General features: G+C 46.7%; 22 protein-coding genes. 16 read left to right on the forward strand and 6 right to left on the reverse strand.

All coding sequences use genetic code 11. The features are described from left to right. Positions 1–7 precede the first annotated feature (7 nt). From helD to ACFYU8_RS23190, 3 genes are all read right to left on the reverse strand, one after another. Entirely contained in the window at positions 8–2,368 is a 2,361-nt protein-coding gene (helD, locus tag ACFYU8_RS23180; RefSeq protein WP_390304227.1) for an RNA polymerase recycling motor HelD, read from the reverse strand. Positions 2,369–2,627: 259 nt separating this feature from the next. Continuing rightward, the gene (locus ACFYU8_RS23185; RefSeq protein WP_390304229.1) at positions 2,628–3,251 is read right to left on the reverse strand and encodes a DUF6143 family protein; all 624 of its coding nucleotides are present in this window, start codon (positions 3,249–3,251) and stop codon (positions 2,628–2,630) included. Positions 3,252–3,435: 184 nt separating this feature from the next. Next, entirely contained in the window at positions 3,436–3,810 is a 375-nt protein-coding gene (locus ACFYU8_RS23190) for a DUF423 domain-containing protein (RefSeq protein WP_056497169.1), read from the reverse strand. Between the two features lie 368 nt (positions 3,811–4,178). On the opposite strand from ACFYU8_RS23190, the gene ACFYU8_RS23195 reads away from it, so the two are divergent. The 3 genes from ACFYU8_RS23195 (at position 4,179) to ACFYU8_RS23205 (ending at position 6,905) form a co-directional block, all read left to right on the forward strand. Next, a complete protein-coding gene (locus tag ACFYU8_RS23195; protein WP_069846451.1) occupies positions 4,179–4,361 on the forward strand; it encodes a hypothetical protein in 183 nt (60 codons plus the stop codon). 135 nt (positions 4,362–4,496) lie between these two features. After that, positions 4,497–5,918: a SpoVR family protein gene (locus ACFYU8_RS23200; protein WP_390304231.1), complete on the forward strand. Its 1,422-nt coding sequence runs from the start codon at positions 4,497–4,499 to the stop codon at positions 5,916–5,918. Between the two features lie 459 nt (positions 5,919–6,377). Further along, positions 6,378–6,905 carry a hypothetical protein gene (locus ACFYU8_RS23205; protein WP_390304233.1) on the forward strand — a complete coding sequence of 176 codons (528 nt, stop codon included), beginning with the start codon at positions 6,378–6,380 and terminating at the stop codon, positions 6,903–6,905. A gap of 493 nt (positions 6,906–7,398) precedes the next feature. Here the strand turns inward: ACFYU8_RS23205 and ACFYU8_RS23210 are convergent, their stop codons facing one another. Next, positions 7,399–8,166: an SDR family NAD(P)-dependent oxidoreductase gene (locus tag ACFYU8_RS23210; RefSeq protein WP_390304235.1), complete on the reverse strand. Its 768-nt coding sequence runs from the start codon at positions 8,164–8,166 to the stop codon at positions 7,399–7,401. Positions 8,167–8,193: 27 nt separating this feature from the next. Then, the gene (locus ACFYU8_RS23215) at positions 8,194–8,895 is read right to left on the reverse strand and encodes an SDR family oxidoreductase (RefSeq protein WP_390304237.1); all 702 of its coding nucleotides are present in this window, start codon (positions 8,893–8,895) and stop codon (positions 8,194–8,196) included. Between the two features lie 201 nt (positions 8,896–9,096). On the opposite strand from ACFYU8_RS23215, the gene ACFYU8_RS23220 reads away from it, so the two are divergent. From ACFYU8_RS23220 to ACFYU8_RS23245, 6 genes are all read left to right on the forward strand, one after another. After that, positions 9,097–10,029, forward strand: coding sequence for a 3-hydroxyacyl-CoA dehydrogenase family protein (locus ACFYU8_RS23220; protein ID WP_390304239.1), 933 nt, complete (start codon positions 9,097–9,099; stop codon positions 10,027–10,029). An 18-nt stretch (positions 10,030–10,047) separates the two neighbouring features. Continuing rightward, entirely contained in the window at positions 10,048–10,350 is a 303-nt protein-coding gene (locus ACFYU8_RS23225; RefSeq protein WP_390304241.1) for a hypothetical protein, read from the forward strand. Between the two features lie 216 nt (positions 10,351–10,566). Then, complete coding sequence (locus tag ACFYU8_RS23230) at positions 10,567–12,546, forward strand: methyl-accepting chemotaxis protein (protein ID WP_390304243.1); 1,980 nt, start codon at positions 10,567–10,569, stop codon at positions 12,544–12,546. A 118-nt stretch (positions 12,547–12,664) separates the two neighbouring features. After that, positions 12,665–13,201 carry a GNAT family N-acetyltransferase gene (locus ACFYU8_RS23235; RefSeq protein ID WP_390304245.1) on the forward strand — a complete coding sequence of 179 codons (537 nt, stop codon included), beginning with the start codon at positions 12,665–12,667 and terminating at the stop codon, positions 13,199–13,201. A 103-nt stretch (positions 13,202–13,304) separates the two neighbouring features. Next, complete coding sequence (locus ACFYU8_RS23240; protein ID WP_390304247.1) at positions 13,305–13,940, forward strand: hypothetical protein; 636 nt, start codon at positions 13,305–13,307, stop codon at positions 13,938–13,940. A 137-nt stretch (positions 13,941–14,077) separates the two neighbouring features. Continuing rightward, the gene (locus ACFYU8_RS23245) at positions 14,078–14,419 is read left to right on the forward strand and encodes a GRAM domain-containing protein (RefSeq protein WP_390304248.1); all 342 of its coding nucleotides are present in this window, start codon (positions 14,078–14,080) and stop codon (positions 14,417–14,419) included. Positions 14,420–14,481: 62 nt separating this feature from the next. On the opposite strand, the gene ACFYU8_RS23250 is transcribed toward ACFYU8_RS23245, so the two are convergent. Continuing rightward, positions 14,482–14,751 (reverse strand): hypothetical protein, encoded by a 270-nt coding sequence (locus tag ACFYU8_RS23250; protein ID WP_390304250.1) that lies wholly within the window; start codon positions 14,749–14,751, stop codon positions 14,482–14,484. 169 nt (positions 14,752–14,920) lie between these two features. Here ACFYU8_RS23250 and ACFYU8_RS23255 point away from each other — a divergent pair, with 169 nt between their 5' ends. From ACFYU8_RS23255 to ACFYU8_RS23285, 7 genes are all read left to right on the forward strand, one after another. Beyond that, positions 14,921–15,142, forward strand: a complete 222-nt coding sequence (locus ACFYU8_RS23255) for a hypothetical protein (protein WP_390304252.1) — start codon at positions 14,921–14,923, stop codon at positions 15,140–15,142. Positions 15,143–15,179: 37 nt separating this feature from the next. Then, a complete protein-coding gene (locus tag ACFYU8_RS23260; protein ID WP_390304254.1) occupies positions 15,180–15,476 on the forward strand; it encodes a hypothetical protein in 297 nt (98 codons plus the stop codon). Between the two features lie 138 nt (positions 15,477–15,614). Further along, on the forward strand, positions 15,615–16,316 hold the full coding sequence (locus ACFYU8_RS23265; RefSeq protein ID WP_390304256.1) for a TerC family protein: 702 nt from the start codon (positions 15,615–15,617) through the stop codon (positions 16,314–16,316). Positions 16,317–16,318: 2 nt separating this feature from the next. Then, on the forward strand, positions 16,319–17,191 hold the full coding sequence (locus ACFYU8_RS23270; RefSeq protein WP_390304257.1) for a LysR family transcriptional regulator: 873 nt from the start codon (positions 16,319–16,321) through the stop codon (positions 17,189–17,191). Between the two features lie 288 nt (positions 17,192–17,479). Continuing rightward, positions 17,480–18,547 carry an AbrB family transcriptional regulator gene (locus ACFYU8_RS23275; protein ID WP_390304259.1) on the forward strand — a complete coding sequence of 356 codons (1,068 nt, stop codon included), beginning with the start codon at positions 17,480–17,482 and terminating at the stop codon, positions 18,545–18,547. A 201-nt stretch (positions 18,548–18,748) separates the two neighbouring features. Continuing rightward, positions 18,749–19,774 (forward strand): tripartite tricarboxylate transporter substrate binding protein, encoded by a 1,026-nt coding sequence (locus ACFYU8_RS23280; protein ID WP_390304261.1) that lies wholly within the window; start codon positions 18,749–18,751, stop codon positions 19,772–19,774. Positions 19,775–19,855: 81 nt separating this feature from the next. After that, positions 19,856–20,317 (forward strand): tripartite tricarboxylate transporter TctB family protein, encoded by a 462-nt coding sequence (locus tag ACFYU8_RS23285; protein ID WP_390304263.1) that lies wholly within the window; start codon positions 19,856–19,858, stop codon positions 20,315–20,317. Positions 20,318–20,320 lie beyond the last annotated feature (3 nt).

Raw genomic sequence — 20,320 nt, forward strand, 5'->3', positions numbered from 1 at the left:
TTTTGTGTTAAATAAACAGCTCGTAACACTCAGGAGAAATGCCCTCTAAAAATGGGCTTTTTTCACCTGAATAGTAAAGGTGCAGCTCGTGCATGGCTCGTGTACATGCTGTGTAAAAAAGCTTGCGTTCGCTTTCTTCGCCATAGCATGTGGCGGAAGCATCATAAAGGATTACTGCATCGAACTCGACCCCTTTTGCCAAGTAAGCGGGAATGATCAAGATCCCTTTCTCAAAGGAAAGAGTAGTGGGCTTGATCAAGCGAATCGGCAATCTCTCTTGTAAAGCGTCATGAACGACTTGGGCTTCATCTAACGTTTTCGTAATGACAGCGATCGTCTGATGACCATGATCGGTGAGCTCACGTATGCGTGCTTCGATTTGATCGGCATGAGCTTGAGGCGATGTCAGTTTGGTGATGGTTGGCAAGCGACCGTCGCGCATAAAAGGCTCAATCGCATTCCCATCTCGTAAAAGCTGTCGTGTAAACAAGACGATGGGATAGGTGGAGCGGTAGCTTTTGGTCAGGACGAAGGTCTCCGTCTCTTCAGGCTCAAACAGGGATGTGACAGCATCAAAGCTATCCTGATGATACGCATGGGCGTAAATCGCCTGATTCCAGTCTCCCAGCACGGTCATTTTGGCACGTGGAAACAAGCTCTTGATGAGAGCGAACTGAAAAGCGGAGTAGTCCTGGGCTTCATCGAGAAATACATGACGGACGAGGTTGTTCGTCTGCTTGCCTTCCAATCGTTCCTGCAAATACAGATAGGAAGGGATGTCTTCGCAAGCCAAAAACTGTTGTTCTAAACGCCCTACTGTCTGTTCGCACACTGCGGGCCATTTGTCCATTACATCGTGTTGGAGAGTGTTTGGTACCAACGTCCCCAGCAAGTCTGGTGACATGAAGAGCTCGCGGTAAATAGCGCGAGTATCTATAAATTGAAGCTCCCGGATAAAATCACGCAGGGGCTTGAACTGCTTTTTGACGATCCAGGTGGCCAAGAGCTCCTGCTCGCGTTCGTAGTCATCGAAGGTATCCTCTCGAAACTGCTTTTTGCGGCGCAACGATTGATAGGCAGCTACGTAAGCGTCTCGGTCAAGTAACTCCATTTCATCTTCTACCCATGGTTTTGAGCGTTCACGCTGTTCCAGTTTTTTCAGCTCTGCCAGCAGTGATTTCGCAACGAGTACCATTCGATTGGGGATCGGCAGACTCGTATCGAGAGAATAAAATAGCTCATGGATGTGCGCATCACTGATCAGTGTCTTGTCTCTAAATGTAACGGGACGAAACATGATACCAGATTGCTTCAAGCTATTCGCGTATTCGTTCATGGCCTGCAAAAACAAGGCGCTTGATTTGAAACGGATTCCTTCCAGACGCGCCTCGTATCCAGACTGATCACTTGCTGTCAGTACATACTCCATCTGTTCTAGCGGGTTTTCCAGGCGGAAGTCGTCACCGAGACGGTGCTCGGCGTATTCCTGAAAAGTCGTTTGTTGCATATTTTCCTCGCCGAGCTCAGGAAGAACGGTCGAGACGTAGCTGTTGAACAAGGAGTTAGGCGAGAACAAGACGATTTGCTCCGCGGTCAATGTTTTGCGGTAACGGTATAACAAATAAGCGATTCGTTGCAAAGCCGCAGATGTTTTTCCGCTACCGGCAGCTCCAGAGACGATGACAAGTCGGCTGCGTTCATTTCGGATGATGCGGTTTTGATCCCGCTGGATCGTAGCCACGATGCTTTTCATCTGCGAGTCGGCCTGTTTGCCGAGTACCTCCTGAAGCAGCTCGTCGCCAATCGTCACGCCTGTATCGAACAGGTGTAGCAATTTGCCGTCGCGAATGATGTATTGTCTTTTGCACGTAATTTCTCCATTTACGTTTCCGCTTGGGGTATTGTACTCTGCCGGCCCCGGCGAATAGTCGTAATACAGACTGGAGATCGGAGCGCGCCAGTCATAGACGAGAAACTCCTCGTCGTTTTTATCCAGCAAGGATGCGATGCCGAGATAGATGGCATCTGGCTTCGGTTCCTGCTCCTCTTGAAAATCAATCCTGCCAAAATAGGGAGAGTGCAACAATCGCTGCATCGTACGCAACTGATTTTGGGCATGGCGATGGATACGTTCACGCTCGGACAGGACCTCCGCTTGCTGCTTGATACTGGCGTAAGTCTCCACAGCTTCGATGGCATCCTCGAAGTTGACTGTCACATCGTCCCAAAAATGCTTGCGAATTCCGATGATATCCTCGCTCACGACATTCACATGCTCTTTGAGGTCATCTATTCGGTTCTTTATCTCTGAGATGACTCCCTCAACACGTTGTTGTTCGTCTTTCCTGTCTTGATCAGTCACGCTCATGGTACCGCTCCTTTTTCGTTCCCCATTTTTGGCCTGAAGCTTTGACAATCGAAAGTGAATGTGGTACTATTATATTGGAGATAAAATATTTGAATTTTAATGATTGACCAACAGACCAATTCTCATTTTAACACGTGAAAATTGGCTTTTCAACATGGTGTAGGAAAAATACAAAGTGAAATGACAGGGAACTCCTTTGGGGTTCCTTTTTTTGTTGCCGCTAGACTTGTCCGCCCTCCGCCAAGCATTCTGGTGAGAGCTACCCATATACGGGTTGTTCCCACCAGTCTATCGAAAAATAAAAAGATGTCTTCTCACCTGTGTTTGGAACGCGAACGATGAGTGCCATTCCTGGTCCGAGAATCCATTGTCCGCCAGGGGTCGCCTCAGCGGTGGAAGACGCCGGAATGATTCGTGTGGCGGTGTGGATATGATCCGAGAACGTATCGGTCATACCAGCGCCATACAAGAGTTGTCCTTGGGCGACGGGACAAGCGGGTAGTTGGACATAACCTGCTGTCACTTGACGTGAGAGAGTCGCACCAGTGAGGGAGGAGGCTTTGCCAAACAAGAAATGTGCTTCTATCGGGTGCGGGGATGGATTGGTGATCATCCAGTGATTGACAAATAGATGAACACCAGAGCGTAAGGGATTCGATAAGGAAGCGATCCCAATAGCACCATCGCCCACGATCATTTTTTCCGATTGCCCCATGAAGTATTTACATTGATCTGCCATCGACATCGCATACGGAATGTGAATACTCCGACTCAGCTGTTCCGTAGCAGAAGGAGTGGGAAACGGATAGTACCCCATCTGCATGTAGACATCTGGTATCCCGCCATAAAAGTACGAGGGGCGTGTATAGGAGGGCTTTGTCATGATTTCCTCTCCTTGTGATTGGGGTAACTGCTAACCCTACAGCATATGGCAATCGTCTATGGAGGGTGTCAGCAGCTGGCGCACCGCATGTAAGCAGGCATGTGACCGATGTAGAATACGTGGGCCAGAAAAAAAGGCTGGGAGTAAAAATCCCAACCTTTTGCAAGTATATGGATACTTTTGTCTACGACACGGTTTTCCAAGCATGAATCGCAAGCAGAGCCCACCCAGCGAGGAACAATACTCCACCAATCGGCGTAATCGCACCAAGCACCTTGATTCCGGTCATTGCCAGTGTGTAGAGACTGCCGGAGAAGATCAGGGTTCCGGCTGCAAAGCACCAGCCTGCCCAGACGAGGCCGGAAGAATCCGGGTACCATTTAAGCAACAGGGCAACCAGCACCAGAGCCAGCGCATGTGTCGTCTGATAGGTCACGCCCGTATGGAAAATGCCCAGCGAATAGGCGTCTAGTTTTTCCTTCAGTGCATGTGCTCCGAATGCTCCTAACGCAACCGAAAGAAATCCACTGATACTGCCAAGCATCAAAAACAGCTTCATGAGTGCGTCACTCCTTTATTCATATAACCTGTACATTTGTCCGTTCTTTATTTTAACGCAAAAATCCAAGTTCAAAAAGTCGGCTTTTCAGCACCGAGAAAGTGACGAGAACCTGAAAAAGGAGGAGCGGAGTGTAGGCATCCTACATGAGCACCGGACTTTGAAGGTGAACGTCATTTTCGATGTCGAATATGCATGCAGAATTACTTCGTGATCAAAAGTCGATTTTTTGAACAACCGCTAAAGCCCAATTGTAATTTGGTGAACACGCCTTGGACTACCATACAAGCCGCTTGTCAACCTCCGTCATAAAGTAAAGTATCGCAGTGGCAACGCTTACAGGCTGCTGCGACGGGAGGTGACGTAAGATGAACAAATGGATTTCCAACGTAGGTGGTCTCCTCGGTGGCTACGCATTGCTGAAAGCACCGGTAGCTGGTTCCTTCCTTAATGGATTGGACCCGCTAATAGATGGAGTTGGTCTCACCGCTGTGGTCGTATTCGCAGGAGCTCTTATTTATTCTGGTGTACGCGACTGGTTCAAGGGTTAAGAAGGTAGACTGAAAAACAAATCAAGGGTGTCTCCTATCGGGGATGCCTTTTTTTCTTCGGAAGGCTGGCGTCTTTTACCCCGGTCCTCCATATACATAAAGTAGACCGACGGCAAAAGGGGGAGGCGAAACGATTTGACCAACGACGAGCGAAAAGAACTGGAGCGATCCATTGACGAAATTACCGAGATCGCCAAAGGGTTCAATCTCGATTTTTACCCGATGCGATACGAGATATGCCCGTCTGACATCATTTATACATTTGGCGCGTATGGAATGCCCACCAGATTTTCTCATTGGAGCTTTGGGAAGTCGTTCTATCGTATGAAACTGCAATATGACCTGAATCTGAGTAAAATCTACGAGCTCGTCATCAACTCCAATCCTTGTTACGCGTTTCTTTTGGACGGCAATTCCTTGATCCAAAACAAGCTCATTGTGGCTCACGTCCTTGCTCATTGCGACTTTTTCAAAAACAATATGCGCTTCTCCAACACGAATCGGGATATGGTCGAAAGCATGGCGGCCAGCGGAGAGCGGATTCGCCAGTATGAGATCGAGTATGGCAAGGAGGCTGTCGAGAATTTGCTCGATGCGAGCTTGGCGATTCAGGAGCACATCGATCCGAGCTTGTTACGTCCGAAGCTGCGTTGGAAACGAGACCCAGAGGATCCGAGCAAAAAGACGAAGAACGAACGGCACTCCCCATATGACGATCTCTGGGGGTTGGACCGCAGAGGAAAAGAAGATGCCGAGCCGGTAAAAGCACCACGCAAATTCCCGCTAGAGCCGGAAAAAGACCTGCTGCTGTTCATTATGGAATACAGCAATATCCTAGACGATTGGCAGCGGGATGTGCTGACGATCATCCGGGATGAGATGCTGTATTTCTGGCCGCAGATGGAGACGAAGATCATGAATGAAGGCTGGGCCACCTACTGGCACATGCGCATCCTGCGGGAAATGGAGCTGACGGAATCGGAGACGATTGAATTTGCCAAGCTGCATTCCTCCGTCATTCAGCCTTCGACGACGAGCATTAATCCGTATCATTTGGGTCTGAAAATTTTGGAGGACATTGAAAAGCGCTGGGATAATCCGACGAAGGAAGAACAGGAGCGCTTCGGACGCAAGCCAGGGGAGGGACGCGCGAAAATTTTCGAGGTGCGTGAGCTGGAGTCCGACATCAGCTTCATTCGCAACTTCCTGACCAAGGACCTCGTCAGTGATCTGGATTTGTATATGTTCGGCAAGCAGGGCAACGATTGGGTTGTCGCGGAAAAGCAGTGGGAGAATGTACGCGATGGACTTGCGGGCACGCGGGTTAACGGGGGATTCCCTTATGTACTCGTACACGATGGAGATTACTTACGCTCCGGCGAGCTGTACTTGAAGCATCATTTCGAGGGGCTGGAGCTGGATGTCAAATACGTAGAAAAAACCTTGCCTTACATCTATACCATGTGGGGAAAATCCATTCACCTGGAATCGATGGTGGAGGACCGACAAGTGTTGTTTACGTACGACGGCAAGAAAGTGCATCGCCGCTTTTTATAGGTGGAAAAAAGGCCGCATGCCCGGTGGAAGCTAACCGAGCGTGCGGCTTTTTCTATGTGTCCTTACTAGGACAACTGATCCGTAATCCCTATATGACTACTAATCCCGCCGTCCATAGTGATGCTCGCTCCGTTGATGTACCCGCTATGTGGTCCGACGAGATGGTAAATCATCTGGGCAATTTCCAATGTCTACTTTAAGGGGGGCACGTTACGAGATGGGGGCTAATTCGTTTAGAGATAATTTTCGAAACTACTATTCCCAAGTGCTTGGTGATGTAATATTGTGTAAATTTATGAAACACTGTACAAGCTATTTCCGTCAATTACAAGAGGAAGTGTAATTTGGATAACATAACTAAATTAGAACTTCATATGAACAACACAATTCGACAGCATTCCCTACAATAACCGTGTTAATCTACCAGAGTAAGTTATATTTTACTAATAAATCCAGATTATGATTTCCAATTGCCTAAGAGACATTGAACTTTCTTGTGCTGAAAGCAGAGACAGATTTTTTGAACAAACCCTTAGCACCTGCCGATCATCCGTTGTATTAACATTAGAAAGCATCAAAGAAAGGGAGTGTGTTGATTATGAAGAAGAAAAACATCACAGTTTTGGGCGCAATTTTGAACTAACTATCATTGGTATACCTACTGTACTTACTTTAAATGCAAATTCAACTCCTAATTATCCAATCAACGAACAAGGACAAACTTATGGAAGCGATCCTTTAACAATAGAACCATCACAAGAACCAGACTTGCTTGAGGCAACGGGCGAAAATGGGGTTGAAGGATATGTAAATATTTCCGATCTAAGGCCACCGGTTTCTTCACCAGAAGAGGCAATTGCTTTTCAAAAAATTACAGAAGCTACTGGTTACAGACCGATCCCACTGTATGAATCAGATGGAAAAACTGTAATAGGCGAATTTAGATTATATTCTTCAAATGAAATTAATGAGATTAAACAAAATTAATCAGAATCCAATAATTCTATTATGATTGGAGGAACGCATTGAACACGACGAAACAGGTAACCAAATAAATAAGTAAAATTGAGAAGCACATATCGGCATATGTTCTTGCCCTTGACTACTGCGCTTGGCTTGCAAGAGGAATGTGATCAGGTAACAAGATCTGTACGATGGTTAAAAGAAAGTATAAGTAAGTGAGATCTTTGGTAAATTGATAGCTTTTTCGTGGAATGGACTAGCAGATGGCTCTGCTCCTTTTAGTAGGATGAATGAGGTGATATTATCAAAAAAATTCTCTTGGTTATACTTCTTGTACTGTTAGCATTCAGTTTTTTCGATCTTGACGTTAGCATGGGAATAAGTAAAAAAGTTTCTGTAGGCATCACAGTTGCGGTGGTTTTCTGGATGACTTATTTGGACTATAAGGGTGGAGGAAAGACAGGCCGCATGCCCGGTGGAAGCTGACCGAGCGTGCGGCTTTTTCTATATGTCCTTACTAGGACAACTGATCCGTAATCCCTATATGACTACTAATCCCGCCGTCCATGGTGATGCTCGCTCCGTTGATGTACCCGCTATGTGGTCCGACGAGATGGTAAATCATCTGGGCGATTTCCAAGGGCTGAGCTACGCGTTTCACTGGACTTTTGGCGATGACCCGGTGCATGTAATCCGAAATATCCTCCGGACGTACCCCCATAGCCGTATCTACATATCCCGGACAGATGGCATTGCATGTAATCCCGTGTTCTCCCCATTCTGAGGCAATTGTTTTTGTATAGCCGATCATGCCGTGTTTGGAAGCGACGTAGGTGGATGAATGGGCAGAGCCTAGCAAGCCCTGAATGGAAGCGATGTTTACGATCCGACCGTAGTTTCTTTCTTTCATCTTGGGCAACAGGTTTCTGCAAAATAGGAATACACTCTTCAAGTTGGTATTCATGATCCAATCCCATTCTTCATCGGAGACTTCGTCCACTCGGTGGAATGGACCGCCAACTCCTGCATTGTTGATCAAGATGGTGATATCTCCGAAAAGCGATTCTACAAGCTGGATGGCTTCTTCAACCTGCTCTCGTTGGGCGACATCACAGCAAATGGGCAAGGCTTGACCGCCTGCTTGCTTGATTTCTTGGGCGACCAACTGTGCCTGTTCTTCTATTACATCAAGGACAGCGACACGGACCTCATGCTGAGCCAAAAGCTTTGCTGCTGCGGCCCCGATCCCATTACCTGCTCCGGTGATGATTGCTACTTGCTGCATAGGTAAACTCTCCTTTTAGTTTTTCATTTAGAGAACGCCTTTAGGCGGAAGGATTTTGACTTCATCGATGCGAACGTGGAGGGGACGGGAGGCGATATCTAACACGGTATCTGCCACATCTTTTGGGACGAGCATCGCACTCGGATCAAAAAAATGCCGGTCTTCCGTCATGTTTGTATGAACGGCGCCGGGAAAAATGGTGGAGACTCTCACATTGTCGTTTTTCCATTCTTCATTGCAAATTTGGGAAAAGCCTTGGACGGCAAATTTCGAAGCACCATACACACCGTTTTCCGCAATGGGAATATACCCTGAGACACTAGAGATATTGATGATTCGGCCTCCGTGAGCTTTCATTATCTTGTACCCTTCACGGCTGCAAAGAAATAATCCGGTAACATTGGTGCGGAAAACATTTTCCCATTCTTCTAAGCTTGTTTGTTCAACAGGCTTAAACACGCCGACTCCTGCATTGTTGACGAGGACATCTAGACGTCCGTATAACCTTTGGACATGACCAAAGAGGGTTAATACACTTTGCTCGTCTGTCACGTCTAGCTGTACATCCGTCACACTTCCCGGTGCACAGTGAGTGATTTCGTTCGGATGAGGTGCGGTTCGAGAGGTTGCCCAAACAATCGCTCCTTCATTTGCCAAAGCATTTGCCATTTCAAGACCCAATCCTCGACTGGCTCCTGTGATGACCACGACTTTATTCAGTAGTTTCATATGTACCTCCGGATACGAAACGTTATATTCTAATAATTGTATTTGTAAACATGTTTTTTTATGGTACAAAAATTTGACTTCCCCAGCAAGCGCCATAGGGATGAAATTCGATAAAAGTAGTAGGATTTGCTGGGCAGGAACTAGGTATTTGATCGTAGAAGCTTTGTTCGTAAACCTAATTCACCCTGGGAGGCTCTTTCTATGGAAAAGCATGCGGCTGTTATCGGATCAGGTGTTATGGGACATGGAATTGCACAGTTATACGCATTGGCTGGATTTCGTGTTTCTCTTTACGATTTGCAGGAAGAGTTTTTGATGAAAGCGAGAGCTAGCATCGAGCATAGCCTTTCCCTACTAGTTGCAGAGGGAGTGATTTCAGACCAGTCTAGAGTAGAAGCGCTCGAGCACATCGTTCTGACCACAAATTTGCGAGCGGCAGTATCTGATGCAGAAGTCATAACAGAAGCAGTACCAGAAGTCATCGAGCTAAAGTGGGAGCTCTTTGAAAAACTGGAGCAATACGCGAAGCCAGATGCCATTATTGCTTCCAATACGTCTACGTTTTCGATAGCACGACTAATAGAAAAAGCAACCACGCCACAACGCTATATGATTACACATTTTTTCAATCCGGCCCAATTGGTTCCGTTGGTCGAGGTAGTCAGGCACGAGAAGACCGCGCAGGAAGTGGTTCAAAAAACCATGCAGTTGATGCTAGAAATCGGGAAGTCCCCCGTTTTGTTGAAAAAGGATGTACCGGGCTTTATCGCCAATCGGCTGCAAACAGCTTTGATGAGAGAAGCTTTTCATTTGCTCGCAGAATGCGTGGCAGATGCAGCCCAGATCGATACGGTGATGAAGGATGGAATTGGCTTCCGTTGGGCATTTGTCGGGCCTATTGAGACGGCAGATTTTGGCGGACTCGATACGTGGAAGCGCGTGATGGATAACCTGGCGCCTGAGCTGGATGCCTCGACAAAAGCACCCGCCATCATTGAGGAACGAGTAGCAGAAGGCAATCTCGGCACCAAGACCGGAGCGGGTATTTACTCGTATACGGATACGTCTGTCTCAGAAAAGCTTCGTGCACGTGACGAACAGTTCATCCGCTTGGGGAAGATGAAGCGCGGTTGACGCGATGTTACGGAAGGCTTGCGAATTTCTAAAGGTACGATTGATAAATTCGGGGAAATTTTGACAAGCACCAAACAAACGAATCCGCGGATTGAGGAGGTTTCGTCGATCGCACAACAAATCGTAGCGACTGTTGCGGAAGTGAAGGTGACAGCGAACGAGTTGGCGATGATTGCAAAAGGCAATGCAGAAACCGCAGAGGAAGTAGCCGCTTCTACTGAAGAGCAGCTCGCATCGATGCAAGAAGTTTCAGCATCTGCCCAATCCCTGTCATCATTGGCGGAAGAGCTGAATGCGATGATCAATAAATTTCGCTACTAAATAAGCCAGCCAATACCGACCGCCCTGCCTATCACGCATAAGCAGGGCGGTTTTCTTATGTCTTCGGGGGCGGTATAATCCCGGCTTTTTTTATACTATTACAGTTCTATATATTTTTTACTTAATTAACCTTCCTCCGTTACCGATATAAAAAATTAGGATTTCTCTACCGTGAATCGTTTATCCTAATACAACTTAGAAAGAAGATGAAATGAAGTGAGAGTGAACTTATCAAATTGGTTCAGAAGTTATCGAACCAAATTAATCATCACGTTTCTCTTGATTCTGCTAGTCCCTTCCCTTGTTGTTGGAAGCCTGGCTTACAATCAAGCGAGACAAGAAATTGAAAGACAGATCATGGACAGCGCCAACGAAAATGTCGATTTGGTTAATTCCATCGTCAGCAGTACGTTCGAGGGCAAAAAGAAGGATGCTGATTATTTGGCAAAAGATATCACACCAAGCGTGAAATCAGCGGATGTCCAAGAAAAAATTATGCATGATATGAATTCGTATATGGGCATGCATCCGGATGCAGCCAGTATCAGTCTGGGAACGGTTGATGGACAGTACTTCCGAGCTCCCAAGCAAGAAGTACAGGCAGATTTTGATCCGCGTACGAGAGATTGGTACAAAAGAGCGATGGAGAAAAAGGGAACTGTCGTTGTAACGGAGCCATATATTTCGGCGGTATCAGGTGAGGTTTTGGTAGCGGTAGCGAGAACGACGGACGATGGCGCAGGGGTTATCTGCATTACAGTTGGAATTGAACAGATCAAACAACTGACAAACTCAGTCAGCATCGGTTCCGATGGAGATGTCATCATAGTGGACAGCAATAAGAAGTATGTCGTCCACCCGGAAAATCAGGCAGGAACGCAGGCTCAAGAGAGTTTTTACGACAACATGTACCAAGCAGAAGCAGGTAAATTCAATTTCGAAGAGCAAAGCATCCCTAAACAGATCTACTATGTGACGAATCCGGCTACAGGCTGGAAAATCGCCGGGTCGATGTACCTGTCAGAGGTTGAGGATGCTGCACAGCCGATTTTCGCGCAAACGTTTTGGACGATCACGATCTGCTTGCTGCTGGGGGGACTCATTGTAGCAGCTGTACTGCGTTCCCTTCTCCATTCTATCCAGGAAGTGAAGGTACATGCGGTCAGAGTAAGCCAAGGCATTTTAACTGACCCGATTAACGTGCGGTCAACCGATGAGATCGGTGAGCTCGGCCATGCGTTTAACACGATGCAGGATAACCTGCGTGCTCTCATTTCAGATGTCGAAGCCAGAGCGGAGCAAGTAGCAGCGTCTTCGGAGCAATTGACTGCAAGTGCGCAGCAGACGAGCATAGCAACCGAGCTTGTAACGACAGCCGTTCAGGAGGTAGCTGGCAACGCGGAACAACAAACGAGCGGAATCGACCAAAATGTTCACTCATTGCAGGACATTTCGGAAGGGGTCACACGGATTGTAGAGAGTGTCAATGTGTTGTCGGATACTGCCCAGCAAACTACGGTTCAGGCGGAAGAAGGAGGCAACTTTGTCGCTCAGGTTATGAGTCAAATGAAGTCGATTCATGAATCGGTAGAAGAGTCGGATCGCATGACCAAATCGCTCTATGATCGCTCGAAAGAAATCGGTACGATCTCGGATGTCATCAGTGGGATTGCCCAGCAGACGAATTTGCTGGCCTTGAATGCAGCAATTGAAGCGGCACGGGCTGGTGAGCATGGCAAAGGGTTTTCGGTTGTAGCTACAGAGGTGCGACTCTTGGCTGAGCAATCACAAGAATCGGCCAAGCAAATTTCTGAATTGATCACAGAGATTCAACGCGAAACCAAGCAATCCGTCGACAACATGGAAAAAGTCAGACTGGATGTTGCAGAAGGCTTGAACGTTTCGGAGGAGACGATCCACAAGTTCGAAGGCATTATGGAAAGCACCAGATTGACTAATCCGCATATTGCAGAGGTTTCTTCAATCGCGCAACAAATCTCTGCTGCTGTTCAGGAGGTAACCGCGACAGCCAATGTGCTCGTTACCATCGCGAAAAGCAATGCTGAAACAGCAGAGGAAGTAGCAGCCTCTACTGAGGAGCAGCTCGCATCCATGCAAGAGATCTCATCCTCCGCTCAATCCTTGTCGTCATTGGCGGAAGAGCTGAAAGTTTTGATCAACAAGTTTACTTATTAATTTGTGTCTTTAAACAAACAAAGCGCCCTGTCTCCAGACATACGAGCAGGGCGTTTTGCCGTATAGATGCGATAACATATGGGCAACACAAGCGATATGGAATTAGGAGATGGGAACGATGAACTTGAGAATCAGAATTGAACATACAGATGATTATTCTGTTACGGAACACGTCGTAAAAAGTGCATTCGCGAATGCGGAGTTTAGCGACCAAAAAGAACATGATTTGGTGTCTCGCATCAGAAAATCAGATTCATTCATCCCAGCGCTATCACTAGTCGCGATGGATGAAGAGAATCAAGAAATCGTGGGACATATTCTTTTGTCGAAAATAAACATTCGCAATGACTCTCAAAGCGTAGAGTCACTTGCGCTTGCCCCCGTGTCTGTCCTACCCGATTACCAAAGCAAAGGCATAGGAAAGAAGTTAATTCTCGAAGCCCTCCAAAAAGCCAAAGAACTGGGATACCAATCGGTGGTTGTCCTCGGGCATTCACAATATTACCCGAAGTTTGGCTTTCAGAAAGCTTCCCGATGGGGCATAAAAGCACCTTTCGAAGTACCCGATGAGGTATTTATGGCGATGGAGCTGCAAGTGAATGCTTTGGCGAATGTTTCAGGAGTAGTTGAATATTCCAGCGCTTTTTTTGAATAAGGCAGTGAGCGTTGGATAAAACAGTAGCAAAAAAGGCCGAGAAGTCTGGGTGTTATGTCCAATCTTATTTACTCCTCTCCTAATAAGATAGAGAGCAAAGGAGATGAGAAATGTGAGAAGCGAAAAAGATTCCTTTAGCGCGGAAGCTCTTCATTCATCCCAAAAATACGAGGAATGCCTAGATCGCGCCTTTCGCATTCCGGTTTTTTTAAGCACGACAAATACGTTGAACAACAAACAGCGTCAGTTTCAAAACCGGCTTATTTCCGAAATTGAGAATGCTTTGCTCTTTCCTCGTACACTACCTGTAAGTGAACAGTACCCCGAAACCATCCTGACGAGCATACGACGGCTAGTTTTATCCAGCTATGGGCTGTTGGCAATCAACTTTCGACGCTTTCTCGTTGAAATCAAACAAACGAATGTAGGTCCTCCTCCTTCCACTACTCCTTTCTGGGAAGGGTCCGTTTTTTTGCAAATTGAGCCTTCTATGGCTTTTCAATATGGCTTGCCCATATTATTGATCAGAGAAGACGACACTGATGCCACGAATGGAATATGGGCAGGAGGTATTGCTCCACTCAACACGTTTATTGTGTGGGATTCTGATAATCAAACGGTTGATGAATTCTTTAACACGGTTCAATGGCGAGAAGTTTTTGCCAATTGGGCGGCGCAGGTGCGGAATGGGTTTTATATTCAGACAGAGCCTCCATTCAAGTATAGATGCCGTGATTAGTATATTGAGGCACAACAGATCGTGGACAAAATCTGTTGTGTTTTTCATTTGTACATACGAATGACTAATTATGGTAATATATAATGCCTACCAATTCGAACCAAAACATACTCGTATTTCAACGGGGAGAGGATGCAATGCAACTCAGGCCAAACGAATCGATTGTCAAAGAGGATATAGCCGCCAACCTATTCAGAGGAATGGAAGGAGTAGGTGGAAAGTTGACGATTACGAGTGAAAGACTCTATTTTCAACCACACAGTTTCAATATTCAAACACAACTTCTCGAACTAAGCTTGAAAGATATTGAGTCGGTTGAAAAGCGGAATACTATGTTCGTGATCCCAAATGGAATGAAGATCAAGATGCATAACGGACAAGAACATAAATTTGTTGTGTGGAAACGAGCAGAGCTTATTGGATTGATTCAGGACACAAAAATGAAGCAAAAAATGACGGTGATTATTAAGACGAAGTAAGCTATCCGTTCAATGAAAATCGCCCTACCTCAAGGAATACAGGGCAGGGCGATTCCCATACATTACAAATCTTTTGCAATGTGTGGTTTGCTATAATGACTGGTACCTCCACCGCCAACCAATACTCTTCCGCCCTGTCTGAAGATGAGCAATTTCCTTGAGCCATCTGAGAGCAGGACAGTTATTTTTGCCCGATTCGTTGTTGCAATATAAATAACGTAACCCGTTCTGGAGATCACGGTACGCCAGTTGCGATCAAATTCAGAGCGTAGAACCCTATTGGAGTACACTTGGTTTTCCACGCGTGTCGCAGTGATTTTTTTCTTTTTCATCGAGTATCAACACCTCCTGTCAATCTATCCTATTCAGGGAATAGAAAAAAGAGTGGACAAGTGTTGTGGGCGATTTCACTATTTTCGTTGCAACAATGCAGGAAGCGTTCTATGATAACACCAAGGACGGTATTCATCGTAAGAGCCGTCAAAAAGGAGTGAAAGACGTATGGCAAAAAGCGAAGCACGCAAGCAGCGGGAAAAACTGGCTCGTGAAGGCAAAAGAAATCCAGAGCTTAACAGAAGCATCTTTGCATTCGCAGACATGGGACAACGGACGACGAAGACTAGAGCAGAAAAACTGAATCAGCAGAAGCACAAAAGGTCGTTATCCTACCAAAGTGATGATGGCCTTTTTTATTTGCGTGCGAAGCTTGCTGCAATCGTTTAACATAAAGTCATCCCGTACCAAAGTGAGGCATGACATCATGAATAATACCATTCATCCCGAATGCGCGAGAGCCATACAACATCTCCTCCAGCTAAAGGACCCGAAACGTGAAGACTTTTTGGCGTTGAAAACGTACGGAAATGACCGCTATTCGGCAATGGGCTGGGATGAGCTACAGACGTACATCAATGAAAAGACCGTCATCATTGTCGAGCAGTTTGAAAATGAACAAAATATAATGTCTGCTCTGCGTTGGGTAGCGAGGGGATTGCCGGTTTGGCTAGCAATTCGAAAAGTGCGGGCGGATTATTCTGTGTATGGATACAAGAAGTAGCCTGTCCCGAAGACAGGTTTTTTCTATTTCCAGACAAGCGCTTTCAAAAAAAATATATGCAAATAATAGAAATAATACTGCACTAACAAAAAGATAGGTCTATTATTGTCAGTATCAGTAATTTTGGAGGGAGACATCATGACAGAATACTTACTTAGCTTACTACAAATCATTATGATCAACCTGGTCCTGAGCGGAGACAATGCAGTCGTTATTGCTCTTGCCTGTCGCAACCTGAATCCAGAGCTACAGAAGAAAGCCACTTTTTGGGGGAGCTTCGGTGCTATCGGACTGCGGATCATCCTTACTTTCATTGCCATTTGGCTGTTGAATATTCCGTTTGTCCAAGTCGTCGGGGGACTTTTGCTCATCTGGATTGCGGTCAAGCTGTTAAAAGGTGAAGAAGAGGACAGTCATATTGGTGGCGGATCGAGTTTTGTTGAGGCACTCAAAACCATTATTTTTGCCGATCTGATTATGAGTCTGGACAATGTCATTGCCGTAGCCGGAGCAGCGAACGGGAATCTGGTTTTGGTCATCATCGGTCTTGCAATCAGCATCCCGCTCATCATTTGGGGAAGCCAGCTGCTGATGAAGTTGATGAACCGCTTTCCTATCATCGTATTGTTGGGGGCGGCTTTGCTCGGATATACAGCAGGAGAAATGATTGTTGGAGACAAAGCGGTTGGCAGCTTCCTGGATGGGGTAATGCCGTCGTTGCATATGATTTTGCCGGTAGCATTGGCACTTTTGGTGATTGTGATTGGAAACTATTTGAAACGGAAGGAGAAAAATGTGTTAAATAAAGAAGTGACAAATAATCATGCGGAGACACTTTAGCTATGGAATATCGCGATTGGTACATTCTCCAAACCTTGTACCAGGAACAAAACATCACCAAAACAGCCGAAAGCTTGTATTTGTCCCAGCCTGCACTGACCAAAAGACTGCGGCAGATTGAAAAAGAATTTGGCGTACAGATTGTGCAACGGGGGAGTAGAGGTGTTCATTTCACTCCTCAAGGCGAGTATTTGGCCAAATGCGCGGATGAAATGCTCCTCAGACTGCGCAATATCAAGGAGCATGTCTTGAACATGGGAGACGAGGTCAATGGTACACTCCGGCTGGGGGTTTCCAACTATTTTGCACGGTACAAGCTCCCGATGATCTTGAAAAAGTTCAAGGAAGCCTATCCAAACGTCGAGTACAAGGTGATGACCGGATGGAGCAAAGACGTGTACAAGTCCGTGTACAATCAGGACGTGCACGTAGGCTTCGTCCGGGGAAGCTACAACTGGTCCGACCAAAAGCATTTGCTGTTCGAGGAATCGGTCTATGTCGTTTCCACGGAACCTATTCATATCGATGATCTGCCCACCCTGCCGCGAATCGACTATGAGACAGATCCGATGCTGCGTGCATTAGTGGACAACTGGTGGACCGAACGATTTTCCCAACCACCGCTGATTGGCATGGAGGTCGACAAGGCAGATACATGCAGTGAAATGGTAGCAAACGGTTTGGGGTACGCCATACTTCCACGAGGCGTGCTGAATGGCAAAGACGATCTGCACATGATTGAGCTGACTACAGCAGAAGGGGAGCCGATCAAGCGAAGTACCTGGATGTTTTATCATGCTGACTCGATGGAATTGCAAATGGTTAAGGCATTTGTGGGCTTCATGGAGCAGGGTGAGATACCATTCATCGATTAAGCAAGGAAAAAGGAACTGCTGGGAACTCTCCGAATCTGTGGAGCCAGCAGTTTTTTTTCTATGAAAAACGTCTCGACGTTTTTCATAAAAGTGGATGCGACCGCTTGTGGTCAACACTTTTGTCCCCCGAAGAGAGGGGAACACGGTCATGACCGTGTTGTTATTCATTCAAGGAATCGCCAACGATAACCATTTTGTATTTTTGCTGCGAGAACAATTGTTTTACACTAGGTGTACCCCCACCTTAGAAGCTTCGTACAACGTCAGAAAGTAGGAGAGGGAACGCTTATGCTGCTACGTATTCTGTTTACATTGCTGCTCGGATCACTGGGAGGCTGGCTGTTTGCTACCATCCACAGCCCACTTCCTTGGCTGCTCGGAGCGCTGGTCACGACAGTTGTTTGCAATATGATTGGGGTCAAAAATCTGTGGATTCCCCGTTGGTTTCGTCAAGCTGGATTGACTGTGATCGGGATCACCCTTGGACTACGTATGACACCTGAAATCGTGGAGACGATGACGGGGCACATCGGATTGATGCTCGTGACTACGATTTTGACGATCTTGATCAGTTTGGTGAACGCTTGGGTATTTTATAAAGTTTGCCGAGTGGACGGAATAACGGCGATCTTCAGCAATATTCCCGGCGGATTATCGGAAATGGTATCAGTCGGGCAAACGGCGGGAGGAAATCAACAAGTCATCACGATTTTTCACTCAATCCGTGCGATCAGCGTCGTGCTTTGTACTCCCTATCTTGTGACATTTCTACCTACCCATGCTGCGATACAGATGGCTACTACCGAACACATGCTGGGGCTTGGACAAACAGTAATGATCCTAGTGGCTGGTGTCATTGGAGCGCTGATTGCGTCACGTTGTTATATACCTGCCCCGTTCCTGCTAGGTGCCTTACTCGTGACCGCTTTGATTTCGATGAATACATCCCTTGTGGGAGAGGCTCCTGTGTTGCCAAGCACCTTGGTCCAAGTGGCGCAAATATTCATCGGGGTCAGCATCGGTCTTGGCTTCAAACGAGAGGACATCGCCAAAAACCGCCGATTCTTTCTGTTCGGCCTGATGCATTCCCTGTTCTTGTTCGTCATGGTGATTGCGCTTGCCATCGGCATTTCTTACGTGACCGCTACCGATATCGTGACGTCGATTCTGGCTACAGTGCCAGGTGGACTCGCCGAGATGAGCTTGACTGCCTTGGCGACAGGAGCCGATCCGCTCTTGGTGACGGCGTTTCATTTGTTTCGTGTGGTTCTTGTCCTTACTCTATTTTCCTTCGGTGCTCGTGCGTGGGCGAACCGCCACAGCAGGATAAAACAGCCAAAGGAGACCAGCGCCTGAAGCTGTTTTACAGTCGAATTGATTGCAAGACCTGTACGTTCCCTGATCGGAACGGCAGGTCTTTTTGGCGTGAAAAAAATGAAAAAAATCATAAATATGGAGTTTATCCAAATAATCTGAACAAACTAGGAAGCGTTTTCATCCAATGCTATGATCTCTTTAACTTAATTGAAAACGCTAACAATCGAGGGGGTTAATAAAATGAAAAAAGTAAAGAAATGGACCGGAGTACTCCTCACTACAGCACTGGCACTTAGCCTCGCAGCCTGTGGAGGCAGCGGTGGGCAGACAGCATCCTCTGGAGGAGCTTCTACCTATCCGGAAAAACCAATCTCGGTAATCGCTCCGTCGGGTGCAGGCGGCGGTTTGGATAAAACAGCGCGCTCCCTCGCAAAGGTGATGTCAGCAACCAAGCTGGTGGACAAGACGATCTCCGTCGAAAACAAGCCAGGTGGCGGACAGGCAGTAGGCTTGGCTGACTTCGTGACGAAGGATAAGAAAAACAACTATAAGCTCTTGCTTCCCTCTACACCAATCGTTATCAACAATGTGAAAAAAGAAGGGAACAGCCCGCATTCCTACAATGATATGACCCCATTGGCACAATTGACGAAAGATTACGGCGCAATCGTAGTAGCAGCCGATTCTCCATACAAGGATCTGAAATCGTTAATGGATACAATCAAAGCAGATCCAACCAAAGTAACGGTTGCAGGCGGTTCTGCTCCTGGCTCGCTTGATCACTTGACCTTTTTGATGCCAGCTGTAAAAGCGGGAATTGATCCGAAATCAGTGAAATACATCTCCTACGATGGCGGAGGCGAAGCGATCGCATCACTCTTAGGTGGCAATGCTGACGTACTGGCAACGGATGTATCCGGTTCGGGTGAATACTTGAAATCCGGCAAAGTAAGAATCCTGGGTGTTTCTTCCCCTGAGCGCTTGAAAGGTATGTTCAAGGACACCCCGACCTACAAAGAATCCGGTTATGACACGGAGCTGATCAACTGGCGCGGTGTATTCGGACCAAAAGAAATGGCGCCAGATGCTGTTGCTTACTGGGAGCAAAAATTGAAAGCGATGACAGAGACTCCAGAGTGGAAAGCAGAGCTGGAAGCAAACGGCTGGGACGATGGATACAAAAGCGGTGCAGACTTCAAGAGCTACCTGGCTGAGCAAGAAAAAATGTTCAAGGAAATCCTGGGCTTGCTCGGAATGGCGAAATAAAAAGGTTTGATGGGGGATGGAGAAGGAGCGATCCTTCTCCTCCTTCATTCTGGAATCTTGTATGAACAGGAGGGAACATAGGTGAGCAAAACATTTGACCGCTTCGCCAGTCTGATTTTTCTCGTGTTGGGCGTAGCATTTGTGGTTGGGAGCCAAAACATCTCCGCGAGTGCTTACGGCAGCAATGTCGGACCAAACATTTTTCCGATGGGACTCGGAAGTCTTCTGGTCCTGCTCAGCCTGCGATTATTTTATGAGACGTTCAAATACAAGCAAGAGGGCGAAAAAGAGAGGCAAAAGCTCGATTACAAACGGTTCCTCATCATTCTTGTAGCGGCATTATTCTACGTATTGCTTTTGGAGGAAATCGGCTATGTGATCAGCACCTTCCTTTTCCTTTTAGTTGGATTTCAGACGATGCAGAAAGGGAAATGGCTCAACAGCGTGCTCATTTCCGGAGCGTTTTCATTCGGTGTCTACTTGTTGTACGTGGAAGTTCTCGATGGCACATTGCCCGGTTTGCCAACATGGTTAGGCTTGTAGGAG

Source organism: Brevibacillus sp. NPDC003359 (genome assembly GCF_042878995.1).
Taxonomy (GTDB): domain Bacteria; phylum Bacillota; class Bacilli; order Brevibacillales; family Brevibacillaceae; genus Brevibacillus.